Origin of the sequence: Candidatus Avelusimicrobium stercoris, from assembly GCF_002437085.1 — a bacterium.
In the GTDB taxonomy this organism is placed as follows: domain Bacteria; phylum Elusimicrobiota; class Elusimicrobia; order Elusimicrobiales; family Elusimicrobiaceae; genus Avelusimicrobium; species Avelusimicrobium stercoris.
The window spans coordinates 12,290-27,245 of record NZ_DJOA01000016.1; the positions used below are offsets into that span (position 1 = coordinate 12,290).

General features: G+C 44.3%; 15 protein-coding genes. 7 read left to right on the forward strand and 8 right to left on the reverse strand.

Features of this window, described 5'->3' with window-relative positions:
• Window positions 1–82: 82 nt before the first annotated feature.
• The 4 genes from abiEi (at window position 83) to B2118_RS02735 (ending at window position 3,234) form a co-directional block, all read left to right on the forward strand.
• The gene (gene abiEi / locus B2118_RS02720; RefSeq protein WP_428053119.1) at window positions 83–631 is read left to right on the forward strand and encodes a type IV toxin-antitoxin system AbiEi family antitoxin; all 549 of its coding nucleotides are present in this window, start codon (window positions 83–85) and stop codon (window positions 629–631) included.
• Window positions 618–1,457: a nucleotidyl transferase AbiEii/AbiGii toxin family protein gene (locus B2118_RS02725; RefSeq protein WP_428053121.1), complete on the forward strand. Its 840-nt coding sequence runs from the start codon at window positions 618–620 to the stop codon at window positions 1,455–1,457. The genes abiEi and B2118_RS02725 overlap by 14 nt, the downstream gene beginning before the upstream one ends.
• A 401-nt stretch (window positions 1,458–1,858) precedes the next feature.
• Complete coding sequence (locus tag B2118_RS02730; RefSeq protein WP_428053122.1) at window positions 1,859–2,872, forward strand: virulence RhuM family protein; 1,014 nt, start codon at window positions 1,859–1,861, stop codon at window positions 2,870–2,872.
• Between the two features lie 200 nt (window positions 2,873–3,072).
• Window positions 3,073–3,234 carry a hypothetical protein gene (locus B2118_RS02735; protein ID WP_428053124.1) on the forward strand — a complete coding sequence of 54 codons (162 nt, stop codon included), beginning with the start codon at window positions 3,073–3,075 and terminating at the stop codon, window positions 3,232–3,234.
• 14 nt (window positions 3,235–3,248) lie between these two features.
• On the opposite strand, the gene B2118_RS02740 is transcribed toward B2118_RS02735, so the two are convergent.
• From B2118_RS02740 to B2118_RS02755, 4 genes are all read right to left on the reverse strand, one after another.
• The gene (locus B2118_RS02740) at window positions 3,249–3,377 is read right to left on the reverse strand and encodes a hypothetical protein (RefSeq protein ID WP_428053126.1); all 129 of its coding nucleotides are present in this window, start codon (window positions 3,375–3,377) and stop codon (window positions 3,249–3,251) included.
• 174 nt (window positions 3,378–3,551) lie between these two features.
• Window positions 3,552–3,977 (reverse strand): PH domain-containing protein, encoded by a 426-nt coding sequence (locus B2118_RS02745; protein WP_428053128.1) that lies wholly within the window; start codon window positions 3,975–3,977, stop codon window positions 3,552–3,554.
• Window positions 3,978–4,550, reverse strand: coding sequence for a hypothetical protein (locus B2118_RS02750; protein ID WP_428053130.1), 573 nt, complete (start codon window positions 4,548–4,550; stop codon window positions 3,978–3,980). It lies immediately after the preceding gene.
• Between the two features lie 20 nt (window positions 4,551–4,570).
• Window positions 4,571–5,494 carry a hypothetical protein gene (locus B2118_RS02755; RefSeq protein ID WP_428053132.1) on the reverse strand — a complete coding sequence of 308 codons (924 nt, stop codon included), beginning with the start codon at window positions 5,492–5,494 and terminating at the stop codon, window positions 4,571–4,573.
• A 1,074-nt stretch (window positions 5,495–6,568) separates the two neighbouring features.
• On the opposite strand from B2118_RS02755, the gene B2118_RS02760 reads away from it, so the two are divergent.
• Window positions 6,569–7,288, forward strand: coding sequence for a hypothetical protein (locus B2118_RS02760; protein WP_428053134.1), 720 nt, complete (start codon window positions 6,569–6,571; stop codon window positions 7,286–7,288).
• On the opposite strand, the gene B2118_RS02765 is transcribed toward B2118_RS02760, so the two are convergent.
• Both B2118_RS02765 and B2118_RS02770 read right to left on the reverse strand, forming a co-directional pair.
• Window positions 7,274–7,576, reverse strand: coding sequence for a hypothetical protein (locus tag B2118_RS02765; protein ID WP_428053136.1), 303 nt, complete (start codon window positions 7,574–7,576; stop codon window positions 7,274–7,276). The two genes, B2118_RS02760 and B2118_RS02765, sit on opposite strands and share 15 nt — an antisense overlap.
• Window positions 7,577–7,775: 199 nt before the next feature.
• Window positions 7,776–9,962, reverse strand: a complete 2,187-nt coding sequence (locus B2118_RS02770; RefSeq protein ID WP_428053138.1) for a bifunctional diguanylate cyclase/phosphodiesterase — start codon at window positions 9,960–9,962, stop codon at window positions 7,776–7,778.
• A 148-nt stretch (window positions 9,963–10,110) separates the two neighbouring features.
• Between B2118_RS02770 and B2118_RS02775 the strand changes: the two genes are divergently transcribed.
• Entirely contained in the window at window positions 10,111–11,043 is a 933-nt protein-coding gene (locus B2118_RS02775; RefSeq protein WP_428053140.1) for a glycosyltransferase family 2 protein, read from the forward strand.
• Between the two features lie 53 nt (window positions 11,044–11,096).
• On the opposite strand, the gene B2118_RS02780 is transcribed toward B2118_RS02775, so the two are convergent.
• Window positions 11,097–11,624 (reverse strand): hypothetical protein, encoded by a 528-nt coding sequence (locus B2118_RS02780; protein WP_428053142.1) that lies wholly within the window; start codon window positions 11,622–11,624, stop codon window positions 11,097–11,099.
• Window positions 11,625–11,745: 121 nt separating this feature from the next.
• Between B2118_RS02780 and B2118_RS02785 the strand changes: the two genes are divergently transcribed.
• Window positions 11,746–12,954: a phosphopentomutase gene (locus tag B2118_RS02785; RefSeq protein WP_428053144.1), complete on the forward strand. Its 1,209-nt coding sequence runs from the start codon at window positions 11,746–11,748 to the stop codon at window positions 12,952–12,954.
• A gap of 51 nt (window positions 12,955–13,005) precedes the next feature.
• On the opposite strand, the gene B2118_RS02790 is transcribed toward B2118_RS02785, so the two are convergent.
• A complete protein-coding gene (locus tag B2118_RS02790) occupies window positions 13,006–14,937 on the reverse strand; it encodes an NAD(+) synthase (RefSeq protein WP_428053146.1) in 1,932 nt (643 codons plus the stop codon).
• Between the last annotated feature and the right edge of the window lie 19 nt (window positions 14,938–14,956).

The window sequence follows — 14,956 nt, forward strand, 5'->3', positions numbered from 1 at the left end:
GAAATAGCACCATAGGTTGACAAATTATAACAAAAAGTGTTATATTGTGTACACTAATAGAAAAATCTATATAAGATAAATTATGCAAAATACAGCCGTATTACAAACCACCTTAGAAAAGAATGCAAACGCGGAAAATTATATTTTCTCCGTGGATAGTTTCAATGCTCTTTTTCCCAAAATAAACCGACTCGCACTACTTGTTTTGCTGGGGCGGGCTGTTAAGAAAGGAATTCTTGTCCGGATGTGCAAGGGGTATTATTTATATCCCAAGGCAAAGTATCAAAGAGGTTATGAGTTATACCATTTGGCCAGTCTTTTGCGTAAGGATTGTTTCTGTTATCTTAGTTTGGAAAGTGTTTTAAGTGAGGTTGGAATTATCTCGCAAATTCCGATGGGCACTATTACCTTGATGACAAATGGCCGACGGGGCAAAATAAACTGTGGCCAGTTTGGCACAATAGAGTTTATACATACCAAAAAGGATATTAATTCTTTGGCTGCACAACTGACTTACGATGAAAGATACCGCATGTGGAGAGCAAGCCCAAAATTGGCCTATCAGGATATGATTGATACCAAGCGTCCGCTTGATTTAATTGATAAGGAGACCCTGCATGAATTTATTTGATAAGACCGTTCAATCCGTTTTGGAACATAATACACAGTTGACAACGTTGCGTCCCGTTGTGGAAAAAGAAATTTTGCATCATGACATCCTATGGGAATTAAATAATGCGGGGTTACTTAAAAACCTAACTTTTATCGGGGGAACTTGTTTGCGTGATTGTTATGGTTCACAACGGTTGAGTGAAGATTTGGATTTTTCTAGTAGTTTTGACTTTAATAAAGAGGACTTAGCAAACTTTCCTTCCGCACTTAAGAAAAACCTGCTCAAAAAATATGGTTTTGAAGTAGCGGTAAGCGAGCCAAAGCAAGAAACCGGAAACACTAACACTTGGAAAATAAAAATTTTGACCCGTCCAGAACAAAAGCATCTACCTGCCCAACGAATAAATTTAGATATTGTACTATTGCCGAGTTATCAGCGGCATGCTACCATGCTAAAGAACTATTACGGATTGGAAAGCGGCACATCCGGACTTATTCTGCAAGCAGAAAGTTTAACAGAAATTTTGGTAGATAAGTTAATTGCTTTTGCTAATCGTCCCAATCGTGTCAAAAATAGAGATTTATGGGACATATTTTGGCTGTCCCGTCAAAATGTAGTATTGGACAAAGATTTACTCCTTAAAAAACTATCCGACCGGAAAATTTCTTTTGAAGATTTTGCTACCAAATATGCCAATCGTCTGAATGAAATTCAAGGCGGGCAAGAGGCTTTCTTATCAGAAATGCAACGCTTTTTAGCACCGTCTGCATTTGATGATATTTTCACTTCGCCTTTATGGTGGGAGCAGTTGCTAAACTTGCTCAAATCCTATAATTTTCATTAATCGGATAGGGGGTTGTAATCTCTATACAAAATCAGTAAATAGGGTGAAGATTAGTGCATTTTATTGATGGCGATAAAATTGATTTATAGATTTATCGATAATTTCCTACGCCAACAACTTGGCAAGATAACACTTTTCGTTATAATCTGACCCGCCTAAATAGGTTTAAAACGGAAAACTATTGATTTTTTGTAATTTTTGCGAAATGAGATTATTCAACAACAAGATAGGGTTAAATATATAAATTGTTTGTCTAACATCAGGGATAATAAGAGCCCTTACTTATGTAGAGGCTTTTTTCTAAAAAAATTGTCTGCCCCCCATTCAGCTATATTTTAATTCATGTCAATGACGTGCCCAATTATGGTAACATAAATAAAAGGATTTTTTGAGATTTAACCATGCCAAAAGAGACCGACATTATCATTTATCAAACCGAAGATGGAAAAACCAAGATAGAAGTTACCTTGGCCGATGAAACTGTATGGCTGACCCAAGCTCAACTGGTAGAGTTATTTCAGTCAAGCAAAGCTAATATTAGTGAGCATATTAAGCATATCTTTAAAGAGGGAGAGTTGGAGGAAACGGCAACTGTTCGGAAATTCCGAACAGTTCAAAAAGAGGGCGCTAGACAAATCGAGCGCGAAGTTACTTATTACAATTTGGATGTAATCTTAGCCGTAGGTTATAGGGTGCGGAACGGGCGAGGCACACAATTTCGTATGTGGGCTACCCAAGTATTGAGAGAATATCTTGTTAAAGGGTTCGCATTAAACGATGATTTCCTAAAAAATATGGGCGGTGGTAAATATTGGCAAGAACTTTTGGCCCGTATCCGTGATATCCGCACATCAGAAAAGGTTTTTTACCGCCAAATATTAGATATTTATGCTACTAGCGAGGATTATGACCCACATTCTCCATTGACTCAAGAATTTTTCCGCGTAGTTCAAAATAAAATGCATTTTGCGGCTCACGGGCATACTGCTGCAGAGATTGAATATTTGCGGGCAGATTCTGAAAAAGATTTTATGGGTCTGACATCCTTTCAGGGTGGAAAACCACGCAAAGACGAAGTGTTAGTGGCTAAAAATTATCTAACAGCTGACGAGTTAAATATTTTAAATCGTATAACAACTGCTTATTTAGAGTTTGCTGAGTTGCAAGCCTTACGACATCACCACATGTATATGAAGGACTGGATAGCGAAACTGGATGATTTTATCAAAATGTCTGGTAGTGAATTATTACAGCATCCTGGCAAAATAAGTAAGTTGGAAGCAGATAATAAAGCATTAGCAGAGTATGCTAAGTATAAAGAACGCACGAGAACACAATTATCTGTTGTAGAAAACGATTTTTTGGAAAACTTGGGAAAAGTCCAAAAAAAATTAGAACAAAGGAAAAAGAAATAGCTGGTTTTAGTACGGCAGGATCTCTCAATCTGAAACTGCTCCGAACGGAGTAAACACAACTTTTGGAACCTCTATAAAGATTTATCCGCTCACTGGGTATTGTATTACAACGGCAGAGATGATATTGTGCTTGTTGCCAAGCAAGATAAAGGACAGCATGTTTTAGCAGAACATCTTTATACTGTATTTAAGAGAAATTTATGACAGATTTAACAGCTAAATTAACCCGTATCGCGAGCCGTGCCGCACGCAAGGCACAAGAAGAAAACCGCAAGAATGGGATCCCAAATATGTATGTAATCAACGGCAAACAAGTATGGCAAATGTCGGACAACTCTTTCTCGGATAAAAATCCCTTCTAACTATTTTTCTATCCTCACAAAAGGCCCCACAAAAGCGGGGCTTTTATGTACATATATAAAATTTCTTGCAGCATTTCTGCAAGGCAATCAACACTAAAACCAATATTAAGATATTCTTGTAACATAGTACCGTCAGTCTGCATAAACACACATTTACCAGCTGTGGCAATTTTATTTGATATAAACAAACTGTTTGAGGCATTTGTGCCCCTAGCTTTATCTAAAACATTTCCCGGCCAAGTAAAAATCCAAAACACGCATAAAAAAATAACCCCGAAAAACATTTCCGAGGTTATTTTCAAGAATTACTCACACGACTATTTTTGTTCAATCGCCTGATAAAGCTCCGACTTAAATTTCTCCGGATTGACTAATCTGGGAATGCCTATATTTTTCCCGCCGTTCCCGCAAACAAAGACGGTTCCGTATCCTAAAATCCGGCCTAAAATGGAAATACTGGTCTGCACGCTTTCTATTCTTCCAAGTTCCCTGGAGGCCGATTCCACCGCAATCATACCGTATTTGGCGATTATTTTTTGGTTGGTAATCACTACTTCCGCGAACAAATAACTTACCAGATAATACAACCAAACCCACACCAACAGCAACCACCACGCGGCTGAAAGTTGAAAAACAAACCAGATCAGCGTAAATACAATGGGCCAGAGAAAAATAATCCAATGGATTTTTCCTTTAAACAAAATCTTTTCCTTCCCGTTTAAATGCTGCGACACATAAGACATTTATTTTCCTCCCTTTTCCAGTAAATTCCATCGCTCCCGGCACTTTTCCGCCATAAGCGTTGATTTAACGGTATATTTCTCACCGGCAAACCCCAAACAGAACCGACGCAGATCCGTATCTTTATGTTCTTTTTTGGCTTCTGGATTTTTCAGCCATTTTGGATGGGACTCTTTAGTAAATTTGGCCACTTGTTTTGACGAAACTAAATAGACCGACGTGTGCGGGAGCGTTTCTTTGGGAAGAGGCTTCCCCGTTTTTACGTCAAAAGACTCATCAAAATTGACAAAACAATACCAAACATTGGGCATTGCTTTTTCATGTTTTTTATTCATTTGCCAAAAGATGGATTTTCCCCAAAACTTGCTGTCTATCGGCTTAGATTTATTGCACGTTTTTACTTCGATTTGTCGCACAAGGAGTTTGCCCTTATGGGTTTTATAAGCGAGGACATCCACCCCTTGCGTATTGCCCGGCGTCATCGTCGCCACCCAGCCGCGGCGGCTTAAACGAGACAGTAACTCATAAACGCCCGCCGCGCCGATAAGCCCCGTATCTTTCCGTTCTTTTTTCATATTTTCCTCCTATTTTTTCTTCAATTACACTTCACGAGATTAGGATTAAAATCAATATCCGTACGCACCGCTTGAGGATAAAATAAATAAGACTTAAGCCACTTTTGGAACGGTTTGATATCCACGATTCGAAAAGCAAAAACTTCTTTATCTTCTCCCAATAAAGTTGTGTAGCGTTGTTTCCCGGACAGCGTCACGAACACCTGATTAGGGGAAAATTGGAAGCCAACGGCAAAAGTTCGATTGGTTTTAAGAAAAATAGTCTCACTTTGATAGCCGCTGATATCTGCACGCAACAAATACCCGCCCGGCACTCGTTGAAATACTTCCAATCGTTTCAAATCATAAAGATATTCCTTCTCAGGGCGAAACGAATAAGAATTAATCATATACGATGTTAATGTATTGTTTCCATACCAGTCATATAAATCCAAATAAAATCCAGTCTTGGAATGGAAATCCTTTTCTTCTTTATCTTGCGCCCAATAGTATATATTCTTCCCCATTTTTTCAATCTTCTGATAACGCTTAAACATTTTTTGATGTTCTTGCGCCACCACGTCCTGACATCCATAAAACATCCGGCCATACATATTATCCACAGCTGATTTTAAGGCCTTAAAATAAGAACTTATCTCTAAACTGACGGCATATGCCGTTCTCAAATCGTTTTCATCAACAGACGGAGAAAGAACGCATTTACCGATTCTGCCTTCACGACTTTTGGCCCTTTTAAGGAATTCGTTATAACTGAACTCTTGCATTGAATCATACACGTCTTGAAATTTATAGGTTGCAGAAGACAACGCCAGTGAAGATTCTATATGAGCCCGACACTCCGACACTCGTCTTGCTTCCTGCTGCTCTGCGCTTTCAAAAATCTGCCACGAAGCACACCCTCCCAATACGCCAAGCATTGCCAGCATCATTATTGTTTTATGCATATTTTTCTCCTTTTGTTACCATACAGCCTAATAACGGCCTGAGAAGTCAAGTAATATCAGTATAAAAACAGCCGCCGACAACGGTTTGTCATTTTCTCAAGGGGACATAAAAAAGGCGACATCACCTTGAGGGTCTCGAAACGCTCAAAATGAAAATCGCCTCCATACCCTTTCGGGTATGGTAAAAAGCGACTTCATTTCTGGCTTCGAGACCGGCCGCCTACGCGGCCCGTGCCGTTTCTTCCAAACGGCTCCAAAAACAAGTCTTAAAACTTAAATTTTATATGCAGTTATATTTTGTTCTTTTATTAGCTCCTATTAGGTTTATTGTAGCAAGATTCTGCATAAATTAAAATTCCTATCGACTTAATGATCTAAAACACTGTTACTCTATATTAATTTCCCTGTTATAATCTTAGGGAATTTTCGTAGTGTTAATAGGTATGGCACTATACAATGCTGAGCCCCTTTCCTTAGTCAAGGTTTCAAAACGACAAAATTCCCTGTATTTTGCCTGTAAATAAGGAAAATTGAGAGAATGAAACAGTTCTGACTCCCAAACAAAACGGTCAGTGTGCGAAAGGATACTCAATACCTAAGGGAAACCGCGGTTAAACCGCAGTATATCTACGTGTCTATCCTTACATGCGTAAAAACATACAAATCAGCGAAAAGATAGATAAAACTTGCTATCTTCTTCTCGGAAAAAGGCCGCATTAAGAAAATAATATGAAAGTTCGACGAACAAAGATATGAAAGAGAGAAAATTGGTAGATAGATGGCCTTTTCAAAAATGTATTTTATCGTCGGAAAATGGATAGCATATAAGGGGCTCCCCAGCGCCTTCACCCCATTTATTTTCCCGTCGAAGTTAAGACGGGAATTTTTAATTGTATTTTGGTGCATTTATCCCCGACTCTCGTCGGGGATTTGTTGTTTATCAGCTGCTAATACAGAAAAGATAGATTCTTGGTGCAACTCCAAAAGATAGAAAAAAGGGCTATTTTAGGCTTTTTGTATCTTTTTGCCCCAAAATTTAAATTTTAGAATTTAATTTTTGTTATTATTACTAATATGCAGATACTTAAATCTATCTTTTGTACTTGGAAAGGCTGGGGCGAGCTTATTATTCCCGCTATTGGTGCCATTGTTATTCCTCTCCTTATTGTGTGGTTAACTTGGTATTTTGGCTCCTCGAGAGCAGAAAGAATTGCTGAAAAACAACAGAATGAAAGTAAATTAATTTATCTGCGCTCTCTGTTAATTTATGCGATAAAAGACTTCTTGATGTTCCGCAATAATATCATGGCAAAAAGAAAATATCTTCATAATTATGCCAATCTCACTAGCAAAGGGAAAAAACATCTTTTTGCCGTAGTTGCCTTTTATGATATTTATTCTCAGTTTGAACCACAAGACTACGCAATATTAAGTGAACACCGTCATAGTTTTATTGTCAACATCTTGCAAGCAAAAACCTATATACTCCATGTGTATGCAAAACTGAATTTATTCAATGAAAGTTTGAAAGAAGGCCCTAAGAATTTACAAGGTCTATTGGCAACTTTGCCCGATAACTTGCGGAACTTACAGATAGATATTGACGCCGCTATCAGAAGTATGCTGGCAGTATTAGAAGATATTGAATTTTTAGAAAAATGTTTAAAATTAAAACTTATTCAATTAGAACTGGAAGATTTTGAAAAAGAAGAACTAAAACAGGCGCTGGAAGAATCAAAATTATTTTCTATTCCACCAGCTAAGATTGTTGAGAAGACTTCAAAGCAGCGTTAAAATCTGACTCACTCTTGCACTGCTTAGTCCAAGGGCTTGCGCGCATTCTTTCTGGCTTAAGTTATTTACCCGCATATATTCACGTATCTGCAGGGCAAGGGCTTTGTAGTAGGTAGCCTTATCAGCTTTTAAGTGTTGGATTTCTTTGTAGGCTTGGCGTTCTTTTTTCGGTATTCCACCCGGGTGTGGTTTCACAGCGGCGCGAAAACCAAATTGCACCCCGTTTTTCAAACTTACCTCAATATAGCTTTCTTTGTATTCGTAAGTAATCCTAGATACAATTTTCATTAATTCTTCGGTTTGTTTATCTATATTCAATTGATTAAAATCGTTTTTATTTAATAACCCGCGTTCCACCCTAGCGCATAGGTTGCTTATTATCCACGGTTTGCGTGAGCAGAGAAACATCAAACGGCAAATTGGGTGTTCCTACCCGCTCCCAAAGACCCATAAATATGGGGCATAACGACCGGCAAGGGTTGCACGTCTATTTTTGCTGGTTTAACCGTTTTTCAAAGTCGGCAACTGTAAGGGGTTTGGCAAAGAGGTAGCCTTGCGCCAAGTTACAGCCGATGGCTTGCAAAAAGTCCGCCTGCTCGCGGGTTTCCACGCCTTCGGCCACGATTTTAATATCCAAGGTTTTAATCATCGCCACCGCCCCTTCAATCACTTTTTGGGCGTGCGGGTTATGTTCAAAACCGCGCAAAAATTCCTTATCCAGTTTAATGCTGTCAAACTGCAATTCTTTCAGCACATTTAAGGAAGAATACCCGGATCCAAAATCGTCCATCGCCACGGAAAAGCCGTTGCCGTGCAGTTGGCGGATGATGTTTTGTGCGTGGTCCAAATTGTTAAAAATCACGCTTTCCGTCAGTTCCACCTCTATCAGTTCGTGCGGAACGCCGTACTTGTTTACTAGGCGCAGCATTTGGGGAATATAGCGGGAGTCGTTTAGGTGCAAACGGGAAAAATTGACGGCTATCGGCACCTGTTTAAGGCCCTTAATCTTCCACGCCGCCAGCAAGCGGGCCACTTCTTCCAAGATAAACATATCCAGGCGCAATATAAAACCGTTTTTCTCAAAAATCGGGATAAAATCATCCGGGCGGACAATTTTTCCGCCTGCGCTCTTCCAGCGGACTAATGCTTCCGCCCCGCGTATTTCCCCGGTAGCAAAATCGCACTTGGGCTGTAAATAAACGGCAAAATCCCCGTGGTTAAGGGCCGCTTCCATCGTGTTTTCAATCTGCTTTTCCGCCACAATGCGGTTGCGGTCGGCTTCGTCGTAAAATTCGCACTTGTCAAAGGACATTTTTTTGGCCTTTTCCAACGCCAAATGCGCACGGTCCAACATAATATAAAAGGGGATGTCCTCCTTGATTTCATACACGCCAAACGCAATATCAATCATCAGACAAGAATCTTCCACCGTGCAATCGCGGCGCAACTGCGTATTGAGCGTATTTAGCCGCGCCAAAAAAGAACGGCGGTCCGTGTATTTTAACAGCAGGATAAAATTGTCGGCTGACAGACGGCAGAAGCACTCCTCGGGCGATACATTTTCGCGCAGGACCTGTGCAATGCGCTGCAATACTTGGTTGCCGCGTTCGTAGCCGTGCAAATCGTTAATGACCTTAAATTTATTAATGTCAAAAATGACTAACGCCGCTTGCCCGTGCAATTCAGCCAGTTTTTGCGGGAACATTTCGCACATACGGTTGAAGTTGTCGGCGCCCGTCAAATTATCCACAAACGCCGTGGTAAACAACTGGCGGTTGCTGTATGCGCGCATATGCAAAATATAAAAGATAAGGGAAAAGAAAATCGCAAAGACGGACGCAAACAAAAGAAGCGATAATACCGCCAAATGCTGGGCGCGTTCCTCTACAAATTGCGTAGGCAAGGAGGATACCATATACCACCCGTTACGCTCCAAGGGGATGAAATACAAAAACCGCGTACTGCCATCCAACGAAGCGCTTACCAGCGCGCTTTTCCCGTTTTGCACCGCACGGCGCAAATCCGCAGGCAGGGCGGAATTATCCGTATCCGCCGCGGCGGTTTTGTCTAATTGGGTAAAAATATTGCTGAACCCTACTTTACGCGGAGAGAGCACCAAATTACCGTTGCGCTCCACAATCATAGACGACCCCTTGTCCCCCATAGCAGACAAGGTAAGAAGCGGCCGGTAGCGGCTGGGATTTTGCAAGGCAAATAGCGTGCCCAGCGGGCGGCCGTTTTTATAAAGGGCAACGGACTGTACCAATACATCCGTGCCGTCTAACGGGTCCGCCTGGCGGACGGAGAGGTATTTGCCCTGCTCCAAGGTGCGCGCGGAAATATCCGCCACAAAGGCGGCGGTAAAGTTGCGCGGAGAGGACAAATAAAGTTTTTTATCCGGGGTAATTACGCCCAAAAGTTTAAAATAGTTATGGTTGGTTTGGCGTTTTAAAAAATCGGACAAGTGCGAGGAATCCGCCCACGGGTAAGCATCCTGCACCGTCAGGGCTAAGGACGCTAACACCTGTTCATCCGTTTGAATTACGCGGTCAAAGTCGCTCGCGGCTTCTTTACCGGCTGCGGCTACATTTAGTTTCACATCTGCGGCCAAAATTTCGCTTACTTGCTGCCAATAAAACACCACGCCCGCCGCTATCACTCCGGCGGCGGCCAAAAACAGCAAAATAAAAAACCGAAACGAAATCTTTTTAATACCGTCCTCCCGCGGGTCAAAACCCGCATAATTTATTATATCAATTCTACGGAATTTTACCGGGATAAATCTGCACGTTTTTTAGGCTAAAAAATACTATAATCTCTGTATGAAAATAGCGTTAATCGTTCCCGCCTATAACGAACAAGAAGCCCTGCCCGTTTTTTGGCAGGCTGTGGAACCCGTTTTGCAGCAGGAAAACGGCTTTCAATTTGAATATATTTTTGTAAATGATGGCAGTAAAGACGGCACCTTTGCCTATTTAAAAAATTTGGCCAACCACAATAAACGCGTAAAGATAATATCCCTTTCGCGCAATTTTGGCAAAGAGGCCGCGCTGACCGCCGGGCTGGCCGAAGCCACCCAGGCGGATGCGGTTATTGTAATGGATGCGGACTTACAGGACCCGCCGGAACTTATCCCCGCGTTTTTGGAAAAATTTAAGGAAGGCTACGAAGTAGTCTATGGTACGCGCCAAAACCGTCAAACGGACTCTTGGTTAAAGCGTATGAGCGCGAAGGGTTTTTATAAGTTCTACAATTTTATTTCCACCCGCCCAATGCCCGAAAACGCCGGGGACTGCCGCCTTATCAGCCAGCGCGTTTTGCAGGCTTTGCTCACCTTGCCGGAGCGGGAGCGTTTTATGAAGGGGCTCTTTAACTGGGTGGGCTTTAAGGCGGCTTCCGTCCCCTTTGTGCGCCAAGCACGCCAAGCAGGGCAGACCAAGTGGAACTATTGGTGGCTGTGGAACTTTGCGCTGGAAGGCTTAACAGCTTCCACTACGCTTCCTTTGCGGCTGTGGACGTATTTCGGCTTTTCGGTTTCGCTCTTTGCGTTTTTATATGCGCTGTGGGTGGCCGCCAAAAAAATCTTCTTTGGAAACCCGGTCAGCGGGTATTCCTCTTTAATGGTAGCCATTTTGTTTTTTAGCGGCGTGCAACTTATTTCCTTGGGAGTCATTGGCGAATATTTGGGCCGTACCTTTATGGAAGTAAAGCAACGCCCCCTGTATATAATAGACGAAAAAATTAACTGCCATTAAATGCAAAAAGCCACCCTATAACAAGGTGGCTTTTTGTTGCGGAATAAATCCGTTTACGAGTGGGCTTCTTTGGCAGAAGCGGCGGTTTCCTGCTGGCGGAAGAACCCCAAGGTTTGCTGGGAATAGGCAAAGAACGGATAAAAATCATTTTCCGGTTTGCGCAATTCCGCTTCCGCAATTTCTATGTGAAAAAGTTTCTTTTTAGACACCGCAAATAACCGCACCATAGCGGGCGAAGACGGCGCGGGCATTTCGCTCCCTACGGGCAAGGCCGTCATTTTACCCGTTAATTTGCTGGCGTGGGCCAACATCCGCGCGGCTGCTTCTTGCAGGGCTTCGTGCCCGTGCCCGCCGATTACGCCGCCCAAACCGCTTTTGCTGTTATTTTCAAAATACAAACTGCTGTCGCCCAGCGAATTGGTCGCCAAGAACAAATGTTTGGTTTCCGCTCCGTCCAAAAACGCCATTTCAATCCCGGCGACGGAAATTTCATCCGGGCCGATTTCAATCACGCCCTTACGGTTTTCCAAATTTTTTACGTCCAACCAAAAATTCCGCATATTGATATAGGCTTGTTTCATATACTCCCCCTTTCTTTCCTATATACTATATCATTTTGCGCCGTCTTCTGCGCCCAAAAGAGGGTTAGACGGCACGGCGTTTTTTGGGTATAATAAAAGAAAAGTCTTGGAGGTATATTTTATGGCTCAAAAAGGACGTGCAATTATTTTGATGATGGACTCTTTCGGCATTGGCGGAGCGGAAGACGCCGCCAAGTTCGGCGACAGCGGCGCCGATACATTAGGCCACATTGCCGCCGCACAAGGCGGTTTAAAAGTACCCAATTTGGCAAAACTCGGCTTGTTAAAAGCGGCCGAAGCCTCCACGGGCCGCGCACCGCAAGCGGGCGCGCAGGACGGGGCAAAAGTTGATTTACCCTCCAAATACGGTTTTATGCGGGAAATCAGCCACGGCAAGGACACCTCTTCCGGCCATTGGGAAATGGCGGGTTCGCCCGTACAGTTTGAGTGGGGTTATTTCAAGCCGGATTATCCCTCCTTCCCCGCCGAACTTATCAAAAAGATTTGCGACGAAGCGGGCCTGCCCGGCATTTTGGGCGACAAGGCCGCGAGCGGCACCGTGATTATTGACGAACTGGGCGAAGAGCATATCAAAACGGGCAAACCCATTTGCTACACGTCCGCCGACAGCGTATTCCAAATCGCCGCGCACGAAAAACACTTCGGCTTGGACCGCTTATACAAACTGTGCGAAATTGCCTTTAAGCACATGGCGCCGTACAACATCGCGCGCGTGATTGCCCGTCCGTTTGAGGGTGAAAAGAAGGGCGAATTTAAACGCACCAAAAACCGCCACGACTATTCCGTCAAACCGCCTATGACCACGGTGTTAGACGAAATTAAAAACGCGGGCGGTGCGGTGATTTCCGTAGGCAAGATTTCGGATATTTTCGCCAAGCAGGGCATTACCCGCGCGGTAAAGGCCGCCGGGCTGGAAGAACTTTGGAACGTAACCTTGGAAGAAGCCAAAAACGCGCCCGATTTCAGCCTGACGTTTACCAACTTTGTGGATTTTGATATGACTTGGGGCCACCGCCGCGATGTAGCCGGCTATGCGGGCGGTTTGGAATATTTTGACAAACGTCTGCCCGAACTGGCCGCGCAAATGAAGGAAGGCGACATTGCCTTTATCACCGCCGACCACGGGTGCGACCCCACCTACAAGGGAACCGACCACACGCGCGAACACGTCCCGGTGATTATGTTCGGGCCCAATGTAAAACCGGCCTTCCTAGGTGGGCGCGACACTTACGCAGACCTCGGACAAACAATAGCGGACTACTTTAAACTGCCGTCCCTTAAATTTGGCAAGAGTTTCTTAAACGATTAACTAAAAAGCCCCGGGCAAAAACCCCGGGGCTTTTTTGCATATCAAAAGGCACTAGCGCAAGTTTTCCACTTCGTTCATCCATACCTCTGCGCTCGCGTCGCTGGGCATACGCCAATCCCCGCGCGGAGAAAGCGCCACCGAGCCCACTTTGGGGCCGTCAGGCAGGCAGGAGCGTTTAAATTGCTGGGCAAAGAAGCGGCGGAAGAAGACTTTGAGCCATTTCTTTATAGTTGCCGAGTCAAATTTTTTGGCAAAGGCCTGCTGGGCCAAAAAGTAGATCTTGGCGGGTGAAAACCCGTAGCGCAAGAAATAAAACAGAAAGAAATCGTGCAACTCGTACGGTCCCACCAAATCTTCCGTCTTCTGTGCAATTTTGCCCTGCCCGTCGGCTGGCAACAGTTCGGGGCTAATAGGCGTAGCCGCAATATCCTGCAAAACCGCCTGTGTTTGTTTGTCCGTTTCGTGCTGGGCAGCCCATACCACCAGCGAGCGCACCAAGGTTTTAGGCACCCCCGCATTGACCCCATACATAGACATATGGTCGCCGTTATAAGTGGCCCACCCGAGCGCCAGTTCAGACAAATCACCCGTACCGATTACCATACCGCCCGTTTGATTGGCGATATCCATTAAAATTTGGGTGCGTTCGCGCGCTTGGGTATTTTCGTAGGTAACGTCCTTTACCTTAGCGTCGTGGCCGATGTCGGCGAAGTGTTGTTCGCACGCTTTTTTAATGCTTACCTCTCTTTGGGTAATGCCTAAACTCTTCATCAGCGTAAGCGCGTTTTGGTAGGTTCTGTCCGTCGTGCCGAAGCCCGGCATTGTTACGCCGATAATTCCCGTACGGGGCAGGCCGAGTTTATCAAAGGTTTTAGCGCACACCAACAGGGCCAAGGTGGAGTCCAACCCGCCGGAAATGCCAAGTACCGCCGTTTGGGCGTGCGCATTTTTAATACGCGTCGCCAGCCCCATTACCTGGATATTAAAAATTTCCTGGCAGTTTTCGTCTAATCGGCTTCCGCGTGGCACAAAGGGCGTAGGCGATACAAACCGCTCCAAATGCGTAATGGGCAGCGCAGGCTGGCCGGATTCAATCACGTCATAAGGGTCCGCCGTTTCGTAGGCGCTGTCCGTGCGAAAGGTAGTGTTTATCAACCGTTCAGCGCGTAAACGCTCTACGTCAATTTCAGCCGACACGAGTTGCGCCTCTGTGGAAAACCGCTCCGAAAACGCCAGCGGGGTGCCGTTTTCGTAAATAAGGGCATTGGAGCCGAAGACTACATCGGTCGTGGATTCGCCGAACCCGCAAGAGGCATACACATACCCACATAAACAACGCGCCGATTGTTGTCCGACCAGTTCGCGCACATAGGCGTGTTTACCCGTTAAAGCGTTGCTGGCGGATAAATTGAAAATCACATCCGCCCCCTGCAAGGCTAAACGGGAGGAAGGCGGAATTACAGCCCATAAATCCTCGCAAATTTCCACGCCGAATTTCATCCCGCCCGCTTCAAACAATAAATCCGTTCCCGCCGGCACAGGCATCCCGCAAAGGGTTACTTCGTTTCCGCCCCACTCCAAGGCGGAAGTAAACCAGCGCTGTTCGTAAAATTCTTTATAATTGGGCAAATAGGTTTTCGGCACTACGCCCAAAATTTCACCGCGGTAGCACACCACCGCCGCATTTAATAAAAGGTTATCCGCTTGGACGGGCATCCCCACCATAAAAATAATATCAAGCCCTTCCGTACGGCGTAAAAGCGCCCCCAGCACCCGCTCGGCGGCCTGCGCCAAAAGCGGCTTTAAAAACAAATCCCCACAGGTGTATCCCGTTACGCATAATTCAGGCAACGCCAGCACGCGCACGCCCTGTTGGGCGGCTTCGTTAATCAAATGTTCCAGTTGCGCGGCGTTATAGGCCGTATCGGCTACTTTTACAAGCGGCACGCCCGCCGCTACTTTTACAAAACCAAAATGGCTCATAGGGTAAAGTCTCCTTGTG